At 69.8% G+C, this 15,418-nt stretch carries 21 protein-coding genes and 1 pseudogene; 16 read left to right on the top strand and 6 right to left on the bottom strand.

Annotated elements, in window-relative coordinates; genetic code table 11:
- Positions 1-52: 52 nt before the first annotated feature.
- The 4 genes from ABEB09_RS10790 to ABEB09_RS10805 form a co-directional block, all read right to left on the bottom strand.
- On the bottom strand, positions 53-232 hold the full coding sequence (locus ABEB09_RS10790; protein WP_345689502.1) for an SPOR domain-containing protein: 180 nt from the start codon (positions 230-232) through the stop codon (positions 53-55).
- Positions 233-523: 291 nt separating this feature from the next.
- Entirely contained in the window at positions 524-1,276 is a 753-nt protein-coding gene (locus ABEB09_RS10795) for a GntR family transcriptional regulator (protein WP_345689504.1), read from the bottom strand.
- Between the two features lie 209 nt (positions 1,277-1,485).
- Complete coding sequence (locus tag ABEB09_RS10800; protein WP_345689506.1) at positions 1,486-2,595, bottom strand: DUF4190 domain-containing protein; 1,110 nt, start codon at positions 2,593-2,595, stop codon at positions 1,486-1,488.
- Positions 2,596-2,778: 183 nt separating this feature from the next.
- Positions 2,779-4,359, bottom strand: a complete 1,581-nt coding sequence (locus ABEB09_RS10805; RefSeq protein ID WP_345689508.1) for a S8 family peptidase — start codon at positions 4,357-4,359, stop codon at positions 2,779-2,781.
- A gap of 230 nt (positions 4,360-4,589) precedes the next feature.
- Between ABEB09_RS10805 and ABEB09_RS10810 the strand changes: the two are divergent.
- From ABEB09_RS10810 to ABEB09_RS10820, 3 genes and pseudogenes are all read left to right on the top strand, one after another.
- Positions 4,590-5,698: pseudogene (locus tag ABEB09_RS10810) on the top strand (threonine synthase).
- A gap of 87 nt (positions 5,699-5,785) precedes the next feature.
- Positions 5,786-6,028: a hypothetical protein gene (locus ABEB09_RS10815; RefSeq protein ID WP_345689510.1), complete on the top strand. Its 243-nt coding sequence runs from the start codon at positions 5,786-5,788 to the stop codon at positions 6,026-6,028.
- A gap of 10 nt (positions 6,029-6,038) precedes the next feature.
- A complete protein-coding gene (locus ABEB09_RS10820; protein ID WP_345689512.1) occupies positions 6,039-6,482 on the top strand; it encodes a hypothetical protein in 444 nt (147 codons plus the stop codon).
- A 48-nt stretch (positions 6,483-6,530) separates the two neighbouring features.
- Here ABEB09_RS10820 and ABEB09_RS10825 read toward each other — a convergent pair whose 3' ends face one another.
- Complete coding sequence (locus tag ABEB09_RS10825) at positions 6,531-7,187, bottom strand: DUF4232 domain-containing protein (protein WP_345689514.1); 657 nt, start codon at positions 7,185-7,187, stop codon at positions 6,531-6,533.
- Positions 7,188-7,312: 125 nt separating this feature from the next.
- Between ABEB09_RS10825 and ABEB09_RS10830 the strand changes: the two genes are divergently transcribed.
- The 12 genes from ABEB09_RS10830 to ABEB09_RS10885 all read left to right on the top strand — a co-directional run bounded on the left by ABEB09_RS10830 (position 7,313) and on the right by ABEB09_RS10885 (position 13,890).
- Complete coding sequence (locus ABEB09_RS10830) at positions 7,313-7,897, top strand: Uma2 family endonuclease (protein WP_345689516.1); 585 nt, start codon at positions 7,313-7,315, stop codon at positions 7,895-7,897.
- 39 nt (positions 7,898-7,936) lie between these two features.
- Positions 7,937-8,092 (top strand): hypothetical protein, encoded by a 156-nt coding sequence (locus ABEB09_RS10835; protein WP_345689518.1) that lies wholly within the window; start codon positions 7,937-7,939, stop codon positions 8,090-8,092.
- Positions 8,089-8,436, top strand: a complete 348-nt coding sequence (locus ABEB09_RS10840) for a hypothetical protein (protein ID WP_345689520.1) — start codon at positions 8,089-8,091, stop codon at positions 8,434-8,436. The genes ABEB09_RS10835 and ABEB09_RS10840 overlap by 4 nt, the downstream gene beginning before the upstream one ends.
- On the top strand, positions 8,433-8,819 hold the full coding sequence (locus ABEB09_RS10845) for an RNA polymerase sigma factor (RefSeq protein WP_345689522.1): 387 nt from the start codon (positions 8,433-8,435) through the stop codon (positions 8,817-8,819). Before ABEB09_RS10840 ends, ABEB09_RS10845 begins: the two co-directional genes overlap by 4 nt.
- Positions 8,820-8,971: 152 nt before the next feature.
- Positions 8,972-9,238, top strand: coding sequence for a hypothetical protein (locus ABEB09_RS10850; RefSeq protein ID WP_093836852.1), 267 nt, complete (start codon positions 8,972-8,974; stop codon positions 9,236-9,238).
- Positions 9,207-9,734 carry a DUF6879 family protein gene (locus ABEB09_RS10855; protein ID WP_345689528.1) on the top strand — a complete coding sequence of 176 codons (528 nt, stop codon included), beginning with the start codon at positions 9,207-9,209 and terminating at the stop codon, positions 9,732-9,734. Before ABEB09_RS10850 ends, ABEB09_RS10855 begins: the two co-directional genes overlap by 32 nt.
- 16 nt (positions 9,735-9,750) lie before the next feature.
- Positions 9,751-10,599, top strand: a complete 849-nt coding sequence (locus ABEB09_RS10860; protein WP_345689530.1) for a helix-turn-helix domain-containing protein — start codon at positions 9,751-9,753, stop codon at positions 10,597-10,599.
- Positions 10,600-10,763: 164 nt separating this feature from the next.
- Entirely contained in the window at positions 10,764-11,183 is a 420-nt protein-coding gene (locus tag ABEB09_RS10865; protein WP_345689532.1) for an ATP-binding protein, read from the top strand.
- Positions 11,177-11,494, top strand: a complete 318-nt coding sequence (locus ABEB09_RS10870; RefSeq protein WP_345689534.1) for a hypothetical protein — start codon at positions 11,177-11,179, stop codon at positions 11,492-11,494. The genes ABEB09_RS10865 and ABEB09_RS10870 overlap by 7 nt, the downstream gene beginning before the upstream one ends.
- A 155-nt stretch (positions 11,495-11,649) precedes the next feature.
- Positions 11,650-11,817, top strand: a complete 168-nt coding sequence (locus ABEB09_RS10875; protein ID WP_165986914.1) for a hypothetical protein — start codon at positions 11,650-11,652, stop codon at positions 11,815-11,817.
- A gap of 85 nt (positions 11,818-11,902) precedes the next feature.
- Positions 11,903-13,099, top strand: coding sequence for a JmjC domain-containing protein (locus ABEB09_RS10880; protein ID WP_345689539.1), 1,197 nt, complete (start codon positions 11,903-11,905; stop codon positions 13,097-13,099).
- A complete protein-coding gene (locus ABEB09_RS10885; RefSeq protein ID WP_345689541.1) occupies positions 13,033-13,890 on the top strand; it encodes an aldo/keto reductase in 858 nt (285 codons plus the stop codon). The genes ABEB09_RS10880 and ABEB09_RS10885 overlap by 67 nt, the downstream gene beginning before the upstream one ends.
- Here ABEB09_RS10885 and ABEB09_RS10890 read toward each other — a convergent pair.
- Complete coding sequence (locus ABEB09_RS10890) at positions 13,878-14,735, bottom strand: hypothetical protein (protein ID WP_345689543.1); 858 nt, start codon at positions 14,733-14,735, stop codon at positions 13,878-13,880. The two genes, ABEB09_RS10885 and ABEB09_RS10890, sit on opposite strands and share 13 nt — an antisense overlap.
- 208 nt (positions 14,736-14,943) lie before the next feature.
- Here ABEB09_RS10890 and ABEB09_RS10895 point away from each other — a divergent pair, with 208 nt between their 5' ends.
- On the top strand, positions 14,944-15,342 hold the full coding sequence (locus ABEB09_RS10895; RefSeq protein WP_345689545.1) for a restriction system modified-DNA reader domain-containing protein: 399 nt from the start codon (positions 14,944-14,946) through the stop codon (positions 15,340-15,342).
- The last annotated feature ends 76 nt before the right edge of the window (positions 15,343-15,418 follow it).

The raw sequence follows: 15,418 nt of genomic DNA on the forward strand, positions 1-15,418 counted from the left end.
GCCGGAGCGTATCCGCCCGCCCTCTCGGCGGGCCGGGCCGGTGGACCGGCGGTCAGCGAGCCGGCTCGCTGATCCGCTCGACCCAGTAGAGCTGCTTGTGTCCGCGCCCGCCGAGCGTGTCGGCGACCTTCTGCGCCTCGTCCTGGGTGGCGTACCTGCCGACCCGGTAGTGGTTGCCGTTGTCGTCCTGGCGGATGACCTGCCAGAGAAGGGTCGCACCGCTGTCGGGCATCACGCCTCACCCCCCGCCGGGCCGCCTGTCAGTAAGGATCCCGATGAAACCGCAATCCGCATATGCCTGAGCTTACGCCTGACCTTTACACAGCGGATACGTGTTTACACAAAGAGATACACATCAAGCCAGGAAGGCGGCGAGCAAAAGGGGCGCACCCGGCCGAGTGCGCCCCTACATACCCATCTATACCGGGACTTTCGTCACCGGCACCCGGGTCTCTTCCTTCCCTCAGGAACCCCCGACCCCGTGAGCCCCTCCCCCGCTCCCGCCCCCCCCTCGGGCCGTCCGTCACCTCACCGGCAGGTGGTACGCGACGCGGTAGCGGTCGGCCGGGACGACCACGTCGGCGGTCTCCACCGCGCGCCCCGACGCGTAGTACGTGCGCTCCACCACCACGACCACGTGCCCGGGCACTCCGCCCAGCTCCAGCAGCTCCTCCGCCAGACCGGGCCGGGCGCCGACCTCCTCCACCACGTTGTCCACGACGACGTCGATGGCGGCCATCCGCTCGACGACGCCGCAGCCGCCCAGCGGCCCCTCCTCGGGGAGCATCACGGGCGTCCTGCCGGTGATGGCCAGCGGCTCCCAGGAGGTGGAGAGCATCATCGACTCGCCGGCGTCCCGGAACACGTACCGCGTCCGCATGACCGCGTCGCCCGGGGCGATGCCGAGCCGGGCGGCGGTCTCCACGGTCGCCCGCTCCTGCTCGCTGCTGGACTCCCACGTACCGCGCGCGCCGTCGGCCGCCTGCTCCTGGCGGAAGGGGTTGGTGCCGGTCGTCGGGCGGTAGCCGGAGCGGGCGATCCGGCGCGGCACCGGGCGCTCGCGCACGTACGTCCCCGATCCGGAGCGCCCCTCGACGAGGCCCTCGGCCATCAGGACCTTGCGGGCCTCCAGCGCGACCGTGTCGGAGACGCCGTACTCCTCGCGGATGCGCGCCTGCGAGGGGAGGCGGGTGTGGGGCGGCAGCGAGCCATTGACGATCTTCTCGCGGAGATCGCTCGCGACGCGCAGATAGGCGGGCTGCTCACCGAATGTCACGGGCCACTCCCATCAGGTTGACGGACAGCTACAGCGTCGCAACCCGCTGTTGAGCCCCGCAAGCATGGGCCAAAGCTTCACTCCAAGCGATGACCCGCTGTATGCCGGAGGGCTTACCGCGGGTAGGGCGCGCCGCGCACACAGCGCCGCGCGCCCCTCGGCCCGTCCCCGTCCGGGCCGCCGCGTTCCGTACGTGCGGGAGCCGCCGGTCAGGAGCCGCTGCCGGACTCCGTGCCGCCCGGCGGCGTGGTGTCGAGCTTCAGCGCGGCCCGCGCCTCCTTGCCGAAGTCGGCGGGCAGGGCGTCGTAGCCGGGTTCGTAGTGCTCCCAGAACGTGTCCGCGTCGGTGGCCTTGGCGGCCTTCGTCCAGTGCTTGCGCGCCTCGTCCAGGTCGCGGACGAGGTCCGCGACCGCCTTCTGCGACGGGCCCGAGAAGGTGTGCGCCTCCAGTGCGGCGCCCGCGTCCCGCAGGGTCTTCTCGACCTTGCCGGCCCACTTCACATTGGCGTCCAGGTTCGTGTCCGGATCCTCCTCCGGCTCCTCGCCGAACACGCTCTCGGTCGGGTTGAGCGCCTTCAGGAAGACCAGCTGGTCGGCGTCCAGGGTCGTCTCGTCGCTGCGCAGCGAACCGGTGGTGAGCTTGCCCTTCTCGGCGACGAACGCACAGGTGACCGTGCGGTCCTTGATGGTCGACCAGCTCTCCTTGGTCGGGTGGTAGTAGAAGGTCCAGGCGTTGTCCGGGACGGCCCAGGCGTCCATGGCGTACGCCTCGCCCATCGCGAAGCAGCGCTCCTCGGCGATCTTCTCGATCTCGGGGACGCCGGGCCACGTGTCGCCGGTGAGCTTGAAGGAGCCCGTCACCTCGGCGTCGTGCGGCTGCGCGCACTTCACGCTCTTGACCCGCTCGACCTCCTCCTCGTTCTGCACGCCGTTCGGCGTGTTGAAGCAGTCGCCCTTGCGCAGGGCGAAGGCGGAGCTGGAGCTGGCGACCTCCTCCTTGACCTCCCTGACCCCGTCCAGCGCCTTGGAGAACGCGCCGGTGGCGATGCCGGTCGCCACGAGCAGGGTGCTGATCAGGGAGAGGATCATGCCCGCGACGGCCAGGCCCTTGCCGCGCTCGCCCTTCTTCTTGATCCGGCCGAGCGCGAACGCGCCGAGGATCAGGCCGAGCGGCGGCACGAGGCACACGAGGCCGGTGACGAGGGAGGCGATGGCGAGCCCGTTCGTGTTCGCCGAGGGGTGGACGGCACCGGGCGGCGGGGGCACCGGCGGGTACGGCTGCTGGGGCGGTGGCCAGCCCTGGGGCGAGGACGATGACACGGGCGCGGTGCTCCTGTTCGGGGGCGGGGGTGACGAACAAACGTCTGAGCGGCGCGCGCATCGTACGCGGTCGGGGGCGAGGCACCCAACCGCGGGAACAGACCCCACCAATACCGGCAGTTCACCCGAAGAAGGGCGGCCGCCAGAAGGCGACCGCCCCTCACCACTCGGCGCGGCGTCCGGTCAGAACTGCAGCGCCCAGGAGTCGATCTTTCCGGTGTCCCAGTTGGCGTTGTCCGCGACGCGCAGCTTCCACGTGCCGTTGGCGACCTCGGACGAGGCGTTGACGGTGTACGTGGTGTTGATGTTGTCGCTGCTGCCGCCGGTGCCGAAGTCCTTCAGCAGGTACGCGGTCCCGTCGGGCGCGATCAGCTGGAGGCGGAGGTCACCGATGTAGGTGTGGACGATGTTCACCGGCACCTGGAGGTCGGACGGGGCGTTGCCCGCGACGCCGGTGACGCTGATCGGCGACTCGACGGTGGAGTTGTCGTTGATCGCGTAGTCGCCGGTGTTCTCGAAGCGCGGGCCGTCCGGCGGCGGGGTGGTGCCGCCGTCACCCACGTACAGCAGGCGGTTCGGGGAGCCGGTGCCCGGGCTGCCGACGACGCCGGTGGTGGCGGCGGACGTCAGCGCGGTGGCGACCTGCGACGGCGTGGCCGTGCGGTTGTTGGCCAGGTACAGGGCGGCGGCGCCCGCGACGTGCGGGGTGGCCATCGACGTACCGGAGATGGTGTTGGTCGCGGTGTCGCTGCTGTTCCAGGCGGACGTGATGGAGGAGCCCGGCGCGAAGATGTCCAGGATGCTGCCGTAGTTGGAGAAGCTGGAGCGCGCGTCGGAGCTGGTCGTCGAGCCGACGGTGATGGCCTCGGCGACGCGGGCGGGCGAGGTGCTGGAGGCGTCGCGGCCGTCGTTGCCGGCGGCGATGGCGTACGTGACGCCGGAGGCGATCGAGTTGCGGACAGCGTTGTCGAGGGCGGTGTCGGCGCCGCCGCCGAGGCTCATGTTGGCGACGGCCGGCTTGACGGCGTTGCGGGTGACCCAGTCGATGCCCGCGACGACCTGGGCGGTGGTGCCGGAGCCGGAGTTGTTGAGCACGCGGACACCGACGATCTTGGCGTTCTTGGCCACGCCGTACGAGGAGCCCGCGACCGTACCGGCCACGTGGGTGCCGTGGCCGTGGCCGTCCTGGGCCGTGTTGTCGTTGTCGATCGCGTCGTAGCCGTACGAGGCCCGGCCGCCGAAGTCGCCGTGGGTGATGCGGACGCCGGTGTCGATGATGTACGCGGTGACGCCCTGGCCCCCCGGGTCGGGGTACGTGTAGCTCTGGTTGAGCGGCAGGGCGCGCTGGTCGATCCGGTCCAGGCCCCAGGACGGCGGGGACGGCTGGGTGCCGGAGATCGTGAAGACGCGGTCCTGGACGACGGACTCGACGGCCGGGTCGGCGGCGAGCTTCTTCGCCTGCGCCTCGGAGAGTTCGACGGCGTAGCCGTTGAGGGCGGCGGTGTACGTCTTCTTGATCTTCGCGCCGTAGCGGGCCGCGACCGCCTTGCCGGAGGCGGCGTCCGAGTCGGCGGCGGACTCGTCCAGGGTGACGATGTAGCTGCCGGCGACGGCGTCGGGGGCGTCGGCGTTCTCGATGACGCCTTCGGGGGCGGACTCGGCCGCGGTGGCCGGGAGGGCGGAGAGGGAGCCGAGGGCGAGGGCGGCGACGGCTATCGCACTGGCCGCGGCGGCTCTGCGGCGCGACGTACGCATCACGGACATGTGAGGGGTCCTCCTCATTGGTGGTGCGCTGCTGTGGGGGTGCGCGTTTAGGCAGGTGCATGACAACCCCTGGGTGGCGGAACGGGGCCCTGCACGACGAACCACGCCACCGTGTACGCGGCGTCGCCCATCTCGGTCTGCCAGCCGAAAGATTGACCGATCCATAGGAATCCCACAAGAGTGCTGAACAGCCGTTAACGCGTGTGCCACGCAACTGTCATGCTGTCCGCATGACGAAGGATGCGGCCTACATCTGTCCGGAATGCGGAGTGCGATCGCCCGCTTCCGCCCTGACCTGGTGCTGCCCGCGCTGCCGGGGCCCTGGGACCTGGACTTCCGCGCGGGCGCGGTGCCGCTCGGCGCGCTGGCGGGCCGGGTGAACTCCCTCTGGCGGTACGAGGAAGCGTTGCCGCTCTCCTCCCCGCGGGCATCGCTCGGCGAGGGCCGCACCCCGCTCGTCCCGCTCGCCGATACGGTTTCGGCCAAGCTGGACTTCCTCATGCCGACGCTGTCGTTCAAGGACCGCGGCGCGGTGATGCTCGCCGAACTGGCCCGCCGGCTCGCACCCCGCCGGGTGATCGCCGACAGCAGCGGCAACGCCGGGACGGCCGTCGCCGCGTACGGGGCGCGGGCGGGCCTGGACTGCACGGTGTACGTCCCGGAGGCCACGTCGCCGAAGAAGCTGGAGCAGATCCGGGCGCACGGCGCACGCCTGGAGGTCGTACCCGGCGACCGCGAGGCCACGGCCCGCGCGGCCCGCGCGGCGGCGGACGAGCCCGGCACCTTCTACGCCTCGCACGTGTACAACCCGTACTTCCTGCACGGCACGAAGACGTACGTCTACGAACTGTGGGAGGACCTGGGCGGCCGTCTACCCGACACGCTGTTCCTGCCCGTCGGCAACGGCACGCTGCTGCTGGGCGCCGCGCTCGCGATCGCCGAACTGGAGGCGCACGGGCTGATCGCCGGGCGTCCACGGCTGGTGGCGGTACAGGCGGAGGCGGTGGCGCCGCTGGCGCGGGCGTTCGAGGCGGACGCACTGGACGTGACGCCGGCCGCCGCCTCCGGCGGGGCGGCGGCCACCCTCGCCGAGGGCATCGCCATCCCGCACCCGCCCCGCGCCCGCCAGATCCTGCGCGCGGTACGGGACTCCGGCGGGGAGTTCCGTACGGTGACCGAGGACCGCATCCGGGACGCCCAGCGCGACTTGGCGCGACGCGGCCTGTACGTGGAGCCGACGGGCGTGGCGTGCTGGGCCGCGGCCCTGGCGGAACCCCCCGCCGGCACGGCGGTGGTGCCCCTGTGCGGCGCGGGCGCGAAGACCGGCATGGCGCAATAGCGACGGGGCGGGGATCTTGCCCCGCCGGGCGCCAGGGGGCACGGTGTTGCCTGCCGTAATTCCGTTGCTCATCACGGGAGTTGACGCATGAACAAGTCCTCGTTGCGCACCGCGGCGGCAGCCGCCGCCCTCGCCACCGGCCTGGCGGCCGGAGCCGCGACGCCCGCTCAGGCGGCAGCCCCGGAAAGGATCACGACGCAGCAGCAGTTGATGCGGTCACTGGAAAGCGCGATAGCGCAGGAGGCGGCCCGAGGGACCGCGACTGTCACCGACGACAACGTGGTGGGCTACGTCGCCCCCCGGGCGGACACCGCGACCAAGCCCTGCTGAGGTGGCCGCGGTGGAGTGGTGCCCCAGCGGAGCACCCGACCGGCCGGAGTCGGTGGTCCTCGGCGTACGGTCGGGCGAGGACGGCCGGGTCGCCTACCTGGCGGACCCGCTACCCGCCGCCGAGGTGGCCGGGATGATCCCCGAGGGCATCCCGCCCACCCGGATCCTGCGGTTCGCCTCGCACTGCGTGAGCGAGTGCGCCAATCGGGTCGGCACCGCGTGCGGCCTGATCGACCGCGTGACGGCCCTGCCGGCCCCGGCGGCGGGCGCCGTCCCGCGCTGCCACCTGCGGGCCCACTGCAAGTGGTGGCGCCAGTCGGGCCTCGCCGCCTGCCACCGCTGCCCGGCGGTGGCCACGGCGACCCCGCCGGACGACACCCTCACCGCCCTGGTGGCCGACCCGGCGACGACGCGGGAACAACTGGCGGCGCACTTGGCGGCACCGGCGGACTGACCCGGAGGGGCCACCGGAGGGTGGCCCCTCCCACCGGGCGGGGCGCGCTCAGAACTCATCGACACCGTTGCGCAATTCACGCGTCCAGTAGCCGGTCTTCGCGACGGCGTCGTCGACCGCGAGGCCGCCGGAGGGCACCTCGACGACGACACTGCCCTCGGCCGGGGCGCCGCCGACGAAGAAGTTCACATGGAAGGCGCTGACGACCCGGTTCTCCTCCGCCACACCGCCAAGGGCGACACGCACGTTCGCGTACGCGGGCGCCCCCGGCTTCAGGACGACCGGGGCGGCGGGCTTGCTCTTCGCGACAGCGGGCACGTCCTTGGCGGTCTGGATGTCACCGAAGGCGATCAACGGGTAGTCGTGGAGCCGGCACGTGCGCCCGGAGGCGTTGGTGGCGGTCAGCACGATGTGCTCGGTGGGCGTCTCGCCGGCCTTGGCCATGGTGACGTCGAGGTCGCGGTGGGTACAGGCGGGCACCTCCCCGGAGGCAGCACGCTTCGCGCTACCGGAGGCGGCGGTCGTACCACCACCGGTGATGGCCCCGCCGGAGACGGTCGTGTCGGCCCCACCGGAAGTGCCGACCGGCGACAACGACACCGCGGGCCCCTCGTCCCTGGCCCCGGTGGAACCGCCACCGCATGCGGCCAGCCCCAACGAGAGGACGGCGACGGCGAGGACGGTGTTCGCGCGGCAACGACGCATGATGGTGATCCCCCGTAGCGATCGGTCATCGGCACCCGTTCGGCGCCGACTCCAGCTTCGACACACCCGCTGCCGTCCGGCTTGCGTACCGCTAACGCTCCAGTGGGGGTTCCTAGGCTTGTCCTATGACCGAACGGCCCGACCTTCCGTTGTGCCCGCCCCGCACGGAGGGCTGGTTCGCGGAGGACCTGGATCGCCTCCCCCAGGCGCCTCGCCACACCGAGCTGATCGACGGAGACCTCGTCTTCATGGTGTGGCCGCAGAGGTGGTGGCACGGCCACCTCGTCACGATGCTCACCGTCGCTCTCATGGAGCAGGCGCCCGCCGACGTCAGAGTCGGCCGCGAGATGACCATCAAGCTCGATGAGCGCAATCGTCCCGAGCCGGATCTGCCGGTGACGACAGCCGCGTTCGACGGTGACCGTACGTGGTCCGCCCCTGAAGAGGTTCAGCTCGTCGTCGAGGTGGTCTCCCCGGAGTCCGCCCACCGGGACCGCACGGTCAAGCTCCGCAAGTACGCCGAGGCCGGCATCCCGCACTACTGGTGCATCGAGGACGAGGACGGAGCCCCTGTGGTGCACGTCTACGAACTGGACCGGCCGACCCGCGCCTATGCACCCGCGGGCATCTTCCGTGACTCGCTGACCCGCCCGGTACCGTTCCCGATCAGCCTCGAACCGGCCAAGCTCGCCCCGCCTCGACGCACTTGAGGAGAGCCAGGTCCGGCGGCCTCGACGACAATCTCGTTCGTGGATACGGACGGCCCGCGCACGTTCATCCAGCCCCCGGCCATGGAGAGCGAATCGACGTGGTGGCGGCACTCGAAGGGCACAACCGGCGCGCCGGGCCTGGTGGTCGCCGTGACGAAGAACGGCGAAGTGCCGGTGAAGGAGGTGGTCCGATGAGTCTGCGTCTCGCCGACTTCGACGCGTCCGAGGCCGTCGCGGCGGCCGACTGGTCCGTTCTCGCCGAACCGCAGGTCGAGAGCGTCGTACAGGCAGTCGCCCGCGCCTTCGCCCGAGACTACGGGCTGACGCTGGAGTACGAGGACGCCTGCCAGGAGGCCGTGATCGTCGTGGCCGAGCGGGCTGCCTACGTACGGCAGATCCTCGCCGACGCGGGGGCCGGCCTTCTGCACCGCTGGCTGTCCCAGCGCCTACGGGACCGCTGGCTGACCGAAGCCAAGCACCGCACCGCACACGTCTCCTACGAGGCCGCCCGGCACAAGGCGGAGAGGAGTGGCCTGTGACGGCCTACGACCGGCGACTCGTCGAGCACCTCCTTCCGGCGGTGTGGGACCAGGAAGCGGCGTACGGCATCCGCAACCCGACAGCCCCGGACGCCGACATGCCGAAGGGCACGGTCGATCCGAAGGCCGCGGGCATCCTGTTCGCCCACCTCGCCGACATCCGGCGAGGCTGGGCGACCGCCCCGCTCACCCCCGCCGAACGCCAGGCCCTCGTCCTCCGCTACGGCGCGGACCTGCCGGACGATGAGGCGGGTGCGTTGCAAGGAGTGACGGGCAGGGCAACCCGGTACCGGTGCGAGCGGGGCATCGGGAAGATCGCGGCGCACTTGAACGGCCACAGCTACGTGGACGGGTACGAGGAACTGGACGACGCGGCGGCGTGACCGCAGACGTGGGCCGAGTGACCGGCGGACTGCAAATCCGCGTGAACAAGCCATTCTGACGCGAAGAACGCCTCGCTCCCTTGACCCAGCACAACCGCTCGGGAAGCGTCACAACGCAAGAACCCGCAACCGACTTGGAACAGGAGGGCACCATGGCCCTAGAGTTCGTGGGAATCGACCCCGAGACCACCGGAGGCGGCTCGCCGACTGTGTGGGTGGAGGAAGAGACGGCCGACCTCGTCCTCCAGGGCGAGGAGGCCGACAAGCTGCTGAAGGCCCAGGTGAGCGAGACGGAGTGGGTCGCCGGACACGACACGGGAATTCCCGCGCATGAGACGGTGATCCGCATCCCGGCCCGCATGGTGCCGATTCTGAGGGAGGCGTGTGATGTCGCAGAACGGCGTGCCGGACTTCGCTGAACTGCTGCGGTCCGCCCAGCGCACCGCTGTCCACCTGGAGATGCGCGACGTCTACAGCGTCGGCGATGAGAAGGACAGCTTCGAGGAGTTCCTTCGGACCGGTCGGACCGACCTCGACCCCGATTCGCCGTTCTGGCAGGGCTGGACCCCGCTGGTGCGCGAAACCGTCGCCAGGGGCGTCCAGATGCGCCGGGCTCGGATTGTCTCCGAGCCGGTGACCGATTACATCCGATGGGAGCACGCCCTGACCGCGGTCAACGTCGCCGTCGGTGAACAGGTCCGCTGGCTCCCCCGGCGCCTCGCCTCCGACATCGCCCTGCCCGGAAACGACCTGTGGCTGATCGACGACCGGCGAGTGATGTTCCACTGGTTCACCGGGGACGGCGACTGGGCAGGACATGAGTTCAACGAGGACCCCGACCTGGTGAAGATGGTCGTCGCCGCGTTCGAGGCTGTGTGGGAACGCGGCATCGACCACGAGAAGTTCACCGTCTGATCCCGCGCACGGCCCCATGCCCGCCTCCCCCTCGTCCAGCGCCCAGGCGGCGCGTGAAGCCCTCGCGAAGCGCTTGCAGCACCTTCGTCAGGACGCCGGCCTCACCGGGAAGGAGCTCTCCTCCCGGTGCGGCTGGCATCCGGCGAAGACGACCCGCATCCAAAAGGGCGAGGCCGCACCCTCCGACGCGGACATCAGAGCCTGGTGCGCGGCCTGTGGAGCGGAGGACCAGACAGAGGACCTGATCGCCACGGCGCGGGCGGTCGACTCCATGTATGTGGAGTGGCGGCGCATCCACAAGAACGGTATGCGCAAGGTCCAGGAGGACTTCTACACCCTTCACGAGCGAGCGGCCGTGTGCCGTGTGTACTGCTCCAACGCCGTTCCCGGGTTCTTCCAGACCGCCGACTTCGCCACCGCCCTCATGCAGTCGATCACCGACTTCCAGGGAACCCCCAACGACGTCGCCGAGGCCGTCGCCGCCCGCCTCGCCCGTAGTCGGTTCCTGTACGAGGGAGGCCACCGCTTCGTCGTGCTGTTGGAGGAGTGGGTTCTGCGCTCGCGGATCGGCGACCGGGAGACGATGGCGAACCAGCTCCGGCACCTGCTTGACGTCCTGCCACTGCCCTCGGTCTCACTCGGTGTCATCCCCTTCACTGCCCAGCGCGTCATCTGGCCCCTGGAGGCGTTCTACGTCTTCGACGACGCTCACGCCGTGGTGGAGACCTTGACCGCCGAGATCAACATCAGGCAACCGCGCGAAATCGCCGACTACCGCAAGGCGTTCGCCGAACTCGCAAAGATGGCCGCCTACGGCGACCACGCTCGCGCCCTCATCAACTCGGCGATCAGCACCCTCGGGTGACGTTCCGCAATAACTCGCAATTTCGTTGAGCCCGATCTCACGGCCTTCGTACGGTCGTTGACGTCGCCGGAAGGCCAGGCTCCCCGTGCCGGCGGCAGTGGAGGAGAGGCCCAGCCCCACGCCCCCGTAGCCGGGCTGGGCCGTCCCATCGGAGGGATGACCCCGTGACGACGACCGCCGCCAGACCCGCCTCGATCGGCGCACCCGGCTACAGCGAGACGATGCCGTGCGAGCCGGAGTCCGCACGCCGTGCGCGCCTGCTCATCAGTGCCGCCCTCAACACCTGGGGTATAGGCAACCTGGTGGACACGGCCATGCTGGTCGTCTCCGAACTCGTCGGCAACTCCGCCCAGCACACCCCGTGCCGTCTGCTCCGGGTCACCGTCAGCCGGCCCGCACCAAACCGCGTGAAGATCGCGGTCACCGACAAATCACGCACAGTCCCCAACATAGCCAGCCCCGCCGACGACGCCGAAGAAGGGCGCGGCCTGTTCCTCGTTGACGTGCTGAGCGTCCGGTGGGGCTACGACCGGCACCGCTGGGGCAAGACGGTCTGGTCGGAGCTGGAGGTCCCCACATGCTGACCCTCCGGCTGCTTCCCGAAGAAGAACTGGACGGCGACCCGGCGCAGTGCGTCGAGCTGGCGGTGCCCCGACGTGGTGGTGACACGATCACTGTGACGTCCCTGCGTCTGACGCCCTCCGACCTCGTCCGGCTGCGGACCGAGGCCGACCTGACTTTGGGCGAGATCCGTGCGGAAGTCCTCCGCGCCGAGGCTACGTGGCGTCAGCTCCTCGGCCGCTGGTTCGAGGAGGGCCGGGCAGCCGTCGACTCACTCACCCCTGACGTGGCGCTCCTCACCCGCGTCCTGGAGGGCCTGCGCACCTCCCTGTAACCCACAGGCTCCCGGCCGACGACCGAAGGACAGCACCAGCCGGGAACGGCGCCGGGGGACTTCCCCCGAGGTACCCCGGCGCCATGCACAGCACAGCTCCATCAGATGAGCCCGGCCGGACACGGCCGGGAGAACCGAAGAGGAAGGAGCACGAGGTGGCAGAGAGCACGACACCGCCGCCGGCCCCGAGTGGCCTCCTGGTGGCGGTAGAGGAACTGACCGCCGTCCACGACCGGTACGACAGCCTCCGGTCCGACAACGCCGGGAGTTCCGGCGATGCCCCGTGGCCGGGCGGTGACGGCAACCTGACCGACATCGAGTAGCACCAGGCGGCGGGGGTTCGCGCGGTTCGCCGTGCGGGCCCCCGCCACAGCTGCGTCACGTGGTCGAACTCATGAGGAGGCAGTAATGGAACACCAGTTGATCAACGCCATCGAGACGGCGCTCGGGTGGAACGGAGTGGATGAGCTCGGCAAGGGCTTCGTGCGGGGAAGCATCGACGACCCCGCCCTCGTCTCCCGCATCCTGACCCCGAACCGCTTGCTCGACATCGCCATGCGCAGGAGCCTGAACCGCCCGCAGTTCCGGTGCTTCCAGAAGGGCGAGGAAGTCCACCCGGCCATCTACTACACCGACACCGTCAGCCCCCGGGGCCAGAGCATCCCCATGGTCAACATGCGCAGCCTGGGCAGGCTGCTGGGGGAAGGCGCGACGCTCATCCTCGACCAGGTCAATGTCTTCGACCCGACGATGGAAGTCGCCTGCCGGGCATTGCAGTGGTGGTCCCACGAGCGGGTGCAGGTCAACGCGTATCTGACGACGAACGACGCCGCGGGCTTCCCGCTGCACTGGGACGACCACGACGTCGTGATCATCCAGCTCGCTGGCGAGAAGGAGTGGGAGGTACGCGGAACCTCCCGCGAAGTCCCCATGTACCGCGACTCCGACCCCAACAACACTCCGACCGAAGAAATCGTCTGGGCCGGCGTCATGAAGTCCGGCGACGTGATGCACATCCCCCGAGGCCACTGGCACCAGGCGACCCGCAACGGCCACGGATCGGGGAAGAGCCTGCACGTCACGTTCGGGATCACCAAGCGCACGGGAGCGAGCTGGCTCGCATGGCTGGGCGACTGGTGCCGAGAGCACGAGATCTTCCGGCACGACCTGGATCGCGCGCACGGGAGCGGCACTCAGGCCCTGACCGAGGCAGCCGTCCGGCTGATCGGCGAGCGCTCCCCAGCCGACTTCCTTGCCGCGTACGAACAGGCGACGGCGCTCCCCCGGCACGTCCCGTTCCTCGACATCCTGGGGCCGCTCGACGCCGTGGCGTGCACCAACCACTTCCCGCCCCAAATCCGCGAGAACGGCGAGACCGTCGACGTCGTGGCCTCGGGGAAGAAGATCACCTTTACGGCTAAGGCCGTGCCCGCGCTGCGTTTGCTGCTGAGTGGCAAGCCGGTTCCGTTGAACCAGGCCGCGGCCGTCGTCGGGGCCGAAGTCGCGGAGGTGGCCGAGACCCTCGTGAAGGAGGAGATATGCGCGATTCTGACCCCCGAGTTGTCCTCGGGCTACACCGGTCTCGTCACGAACGCCGTCTCCTGACCGGAGCGCTCGACCTCGGCGTCACGGCAATCGACACCAGCGCCAACTACCTCGGCTTCCGCTCGCATGAGGTCCTTGCACGGATAGCGAGCGATCTGCTGCCGAAGTTCACGCTCTCCACGAAGGTGGGCTACTTCCCGAGGGCGGACCGGGCGGAACACTCCCTGGACCCCACTCGGCTGCACGGGGCCGTGGAACAGGCGGCCCGGGACCTCGGACGAGAGCCGGACGTGGTGTTCCTACACAACCCGGAACACTCGCTCCAAGAGACCGCCCCGCATAACCGGGACGCCCTGTTCCAGGCGTGCGCCACCCTCGACGACGCCACAGCGAAGGGGCTGTGTGGGGCCTGGGGCATCGCGTCCTGGGACCCGTCACCACTGCCGGAGCTGATCGACGTGACCATGCCGAGGCCGTCCGTCCTCATGGTCCGCGCCGGCCTGCTGGTCGGGATCAGAACACTCGACACCGTGAACACCCTCGCCGCGGCGTGGGGCATGAGCAACAGCACGATGTGGGGCATGAGCCCCTTCGGAGGCAGCACGGGCGCCCCCGTGTGGGACCGGATCGATCCCCGCGTCTTCCTCCGAGACCGCGCAGGACTCTCCCGCGTACAGGCGGCGTTCCGGGCCGCCTACCACCTCCCCCAGGTCAACACCGTCGCCGTAGGCACCGACGAACCCGCCCACCTGGGCGAACTCGTCGGCGCCCTGGCTGCCGAGGTCGATGAGCAGGCGATCCACCAGTATCGGAGCCTCCTCCGAGACCGATCACGCGGTCAGCCCGTCTGAAGCTCCGCGACGATCTGTTCGGCCATGCGGTGTGCGGGCTCCAGCCGAGGGTCCTCCGGATGCGCGTCCGGACCGAGGATCTTCGAGCACACGAACAGCGTCATCAGCTTGCCGTCCCGGCTCTCGAAGTCACGGCGCCGCTCTTGCCATACGCGATCGGCCAGAGCCGGGACAGCAAGCGAGCTTCCCCACAGCGAAGCGGAGTCCAGCCCGCGCGGCGCATTCCCCCAGTCCTCCCAGTCGAAGAGGCAGAACGTCGGCGCGGTCATGTTGGCCCAGTTCAGATCCGCGTGGGCCGGCACCCACCGCTCAACGGTCGTGTCGAAGTCACCAGCGAACGCGTCACGGATGGACTCGGTAACGAGGGCCTGCGTGATTGTGAGGGTGTCCGGCGTGGCGACGCGCCTCGTGTCCTGAGCCGCGAGCGCGTCCAGCGAGGTGTTGAACGCCCTCCACCACTCATCCGGCAGCTTCGGGTCCTCGCTCAGTACGGCGGTGCCGATCGGCGTCCCCGACAGAAGCTCGGTCTCGTCGGCCCGCCACATCACGGGCTCGGCCGCATCCCGCCAGACCACACACCCCTGCCACGCGGGCTGAGCAATGCCCTTCAGCCGAGCGGCGCACTCGTTGCCGTTCCACCCCTGAACGCCGATCTTGTCGAGCCCTCGCCGCTCGATACGCACCCACGTATCACGATCCGTCCGCGCCCCGACCGAGCGGCGCTTCCGTACTACTGTGTCCCGGTCCAGGCGTATCTGAAGCGACTGCTCCACGCGATCAAGAACCTCATCAACGGGTTTAACCCGCAGGTCGGGGGCACGAGTTGTTGATGCCGAGGGCGTCATACGCGCGACCGTAGCACTGGGACAACTCGCACAGGCTCATCTTGGCCACACCCGTCGCTGCATCCACTACCCCGGTACATCCAACTGTCGGTCCACCCCACCCTTCTACGGCTTCACCTGGATACCTGGACACCTGGAACCTGGACGGGTACGGTCGTGTACGCCGAACCCGATCCCGACTATCCGGCCCACGGGAGGGACCTTGACCATGCGCTCCATCGAGGTTGACGACGAGGTGTACGCGCTGCTCGTAAAGGAGGCGCGACCGCTGGAGGACACCGCGAACAGCGTGCTCCGCCGCAAATACGGCCTGGACAGCGAGACTTCCGACCCGGCGGACACGAACCATCGGAAGTCGACCCTCGCTCCGCTCGTAGACGCTGGCCAGCTGTCGAAAGGGCAGCGGCTTATGTGGCGGCGTCGCAACCTCGGCGAAGAGCACGTCGCGTTCGTAACGGAAGAAGGCAAGATGCGTCTGGAGGACGGCTCCGTTCACGACAGCCCTTCTGGCGCCTGTAGGGCTGCCGCCGGCATTTCCGTCAATGGTTGGTCTGCCTGGTGCACCGACGATGGGACGGCCCTGCACGTGCTGAAGGCCAGGATCTGACGGAACCAGCCTCGGCTCGTCTACCTCGTGGCAGATGGCCAGGACAGCTCGCTAGAACCCGCGACGGCCCCCAGAA

Source organism: Streptomyces coeruleoprunus, from assembly GCF_039542925.1.
Taxonomy (GTDB): Bacteria; Actinomycetota; Actinomycetes; order Streptomycetales; family Streptomycetaceae; genus Streptomyces; species Streptomyces coeruleoprunus.

What these genes read in the sequence shown, in the direction of transcription:
- ABEB09_RS10855 (WP_345689528.1), top strand. Translation starts at nt 9,207, where the DNA reads ATGTCGCAGAACGGCGTGCCGGACTTCGCTGAACTGCTGCGGTCCGCC.
- ABEB09_RS10895 (WP_345689545.1), top strand. Translation starts at nt 14,944, where the DNA reads ATGCGCTCCATCGAGGTTGACGACGAGGTGTACGCGCTGCTCGTAAAG.
- ABEB09_RS10840 (WP_345689520.1), top strand. Translation starts at nt 8,089, where the DNA reads ATGAGTCTGCGTCTCGCCGACTTCGACGCGTCCGAGGCCGTCGCGGCG.
- ABEB09_RS10880 (WP_345689539.1), top strand. Translation starts at nt 11,903, where the DNA reads ATGGAACACCAGTTGATCAACGCCATCGAGACGGCGCTCGGGTGGAAC.
- ABEB09_RS10805 (WP_345689508.1), bottom strand. Translation starts at nt 4,359, where the DNA reads ATGTCCGTGATGCGTACGTCGCGCCGCAGAGCCGCCGCGGCCAGTGCG.
- ABEB09_RS10870 (WP_345689534.1), top strand. Translation starts at nt 11,177, where the DNA reads ATGCTGACCCTCCGGCTGCTTCCCGAAGAAGAACTGGACGGCGACCCG.
- ABEB09_RS10860 (WP_345689530.1), top strand. Translation starts at nt 9,751, where the DNA reads ATGCCCGCCTCCCCCTCGTCCAGCGCCCAGGCGGCGCGTGAAGCCCTC.
- ABEB09_RS10885 (WP_345689541.1), top strand. Translation starts at nt 13,033, where the DNA reads ATGCGCGATTCTGACCCCCGAGTTGTCCTCGGGCTACACCGGTCTCGT.
- ABEB09_RS10825 (WP_345689514.1), bottom strand. Translation starts at nt 7,187, where the DNA reads ATGCGTCGTTGCCGCGCGAACACCGTCCTCGCCGTCGCCGTCCTCTCG.
- ABEB09_RS10790 (WP_345689502.1), bottom strand. Translation starts at nt 232, where the DNA reads ATGCCCGACAGCGGTGCGACCCTTCTCTGGCAGGTCATCCGCCAGGAC.
- ABEB09_RS10890 (WP_345689543.1), bottom strand. Translation starts at nt 14,735, where the DNA reads ATGACGCCCTCGGCATCAACAACTCGTGCCCCCGACCTGCGGGTTAAA.
- ABEB09_RS10815 (WP_345689510.1), top strand. Translation starts at nt 5,786, where the DNA reads ATGAACAAGTCCTCGTTGCGCACCGCGGCGGCAGCCGCCGCCCTCGCC.
- ABEB09_RS10830 (WP_345689516.1), top strand. Translation starts at nt 7,313, where the DNA reads ATGACCGAACGGCCCGACCTTCCGTTGTGCCCGCCCCGCACGGAGGGC.
- ABEB09_RS10850 (WP_093836852.1), top strand. Translation starts at nt 8,972, where the DNA reads ATGGCCCTAGAGTTCGTGGGAATCGACCCCGAGACCACCGGAGGCGGC.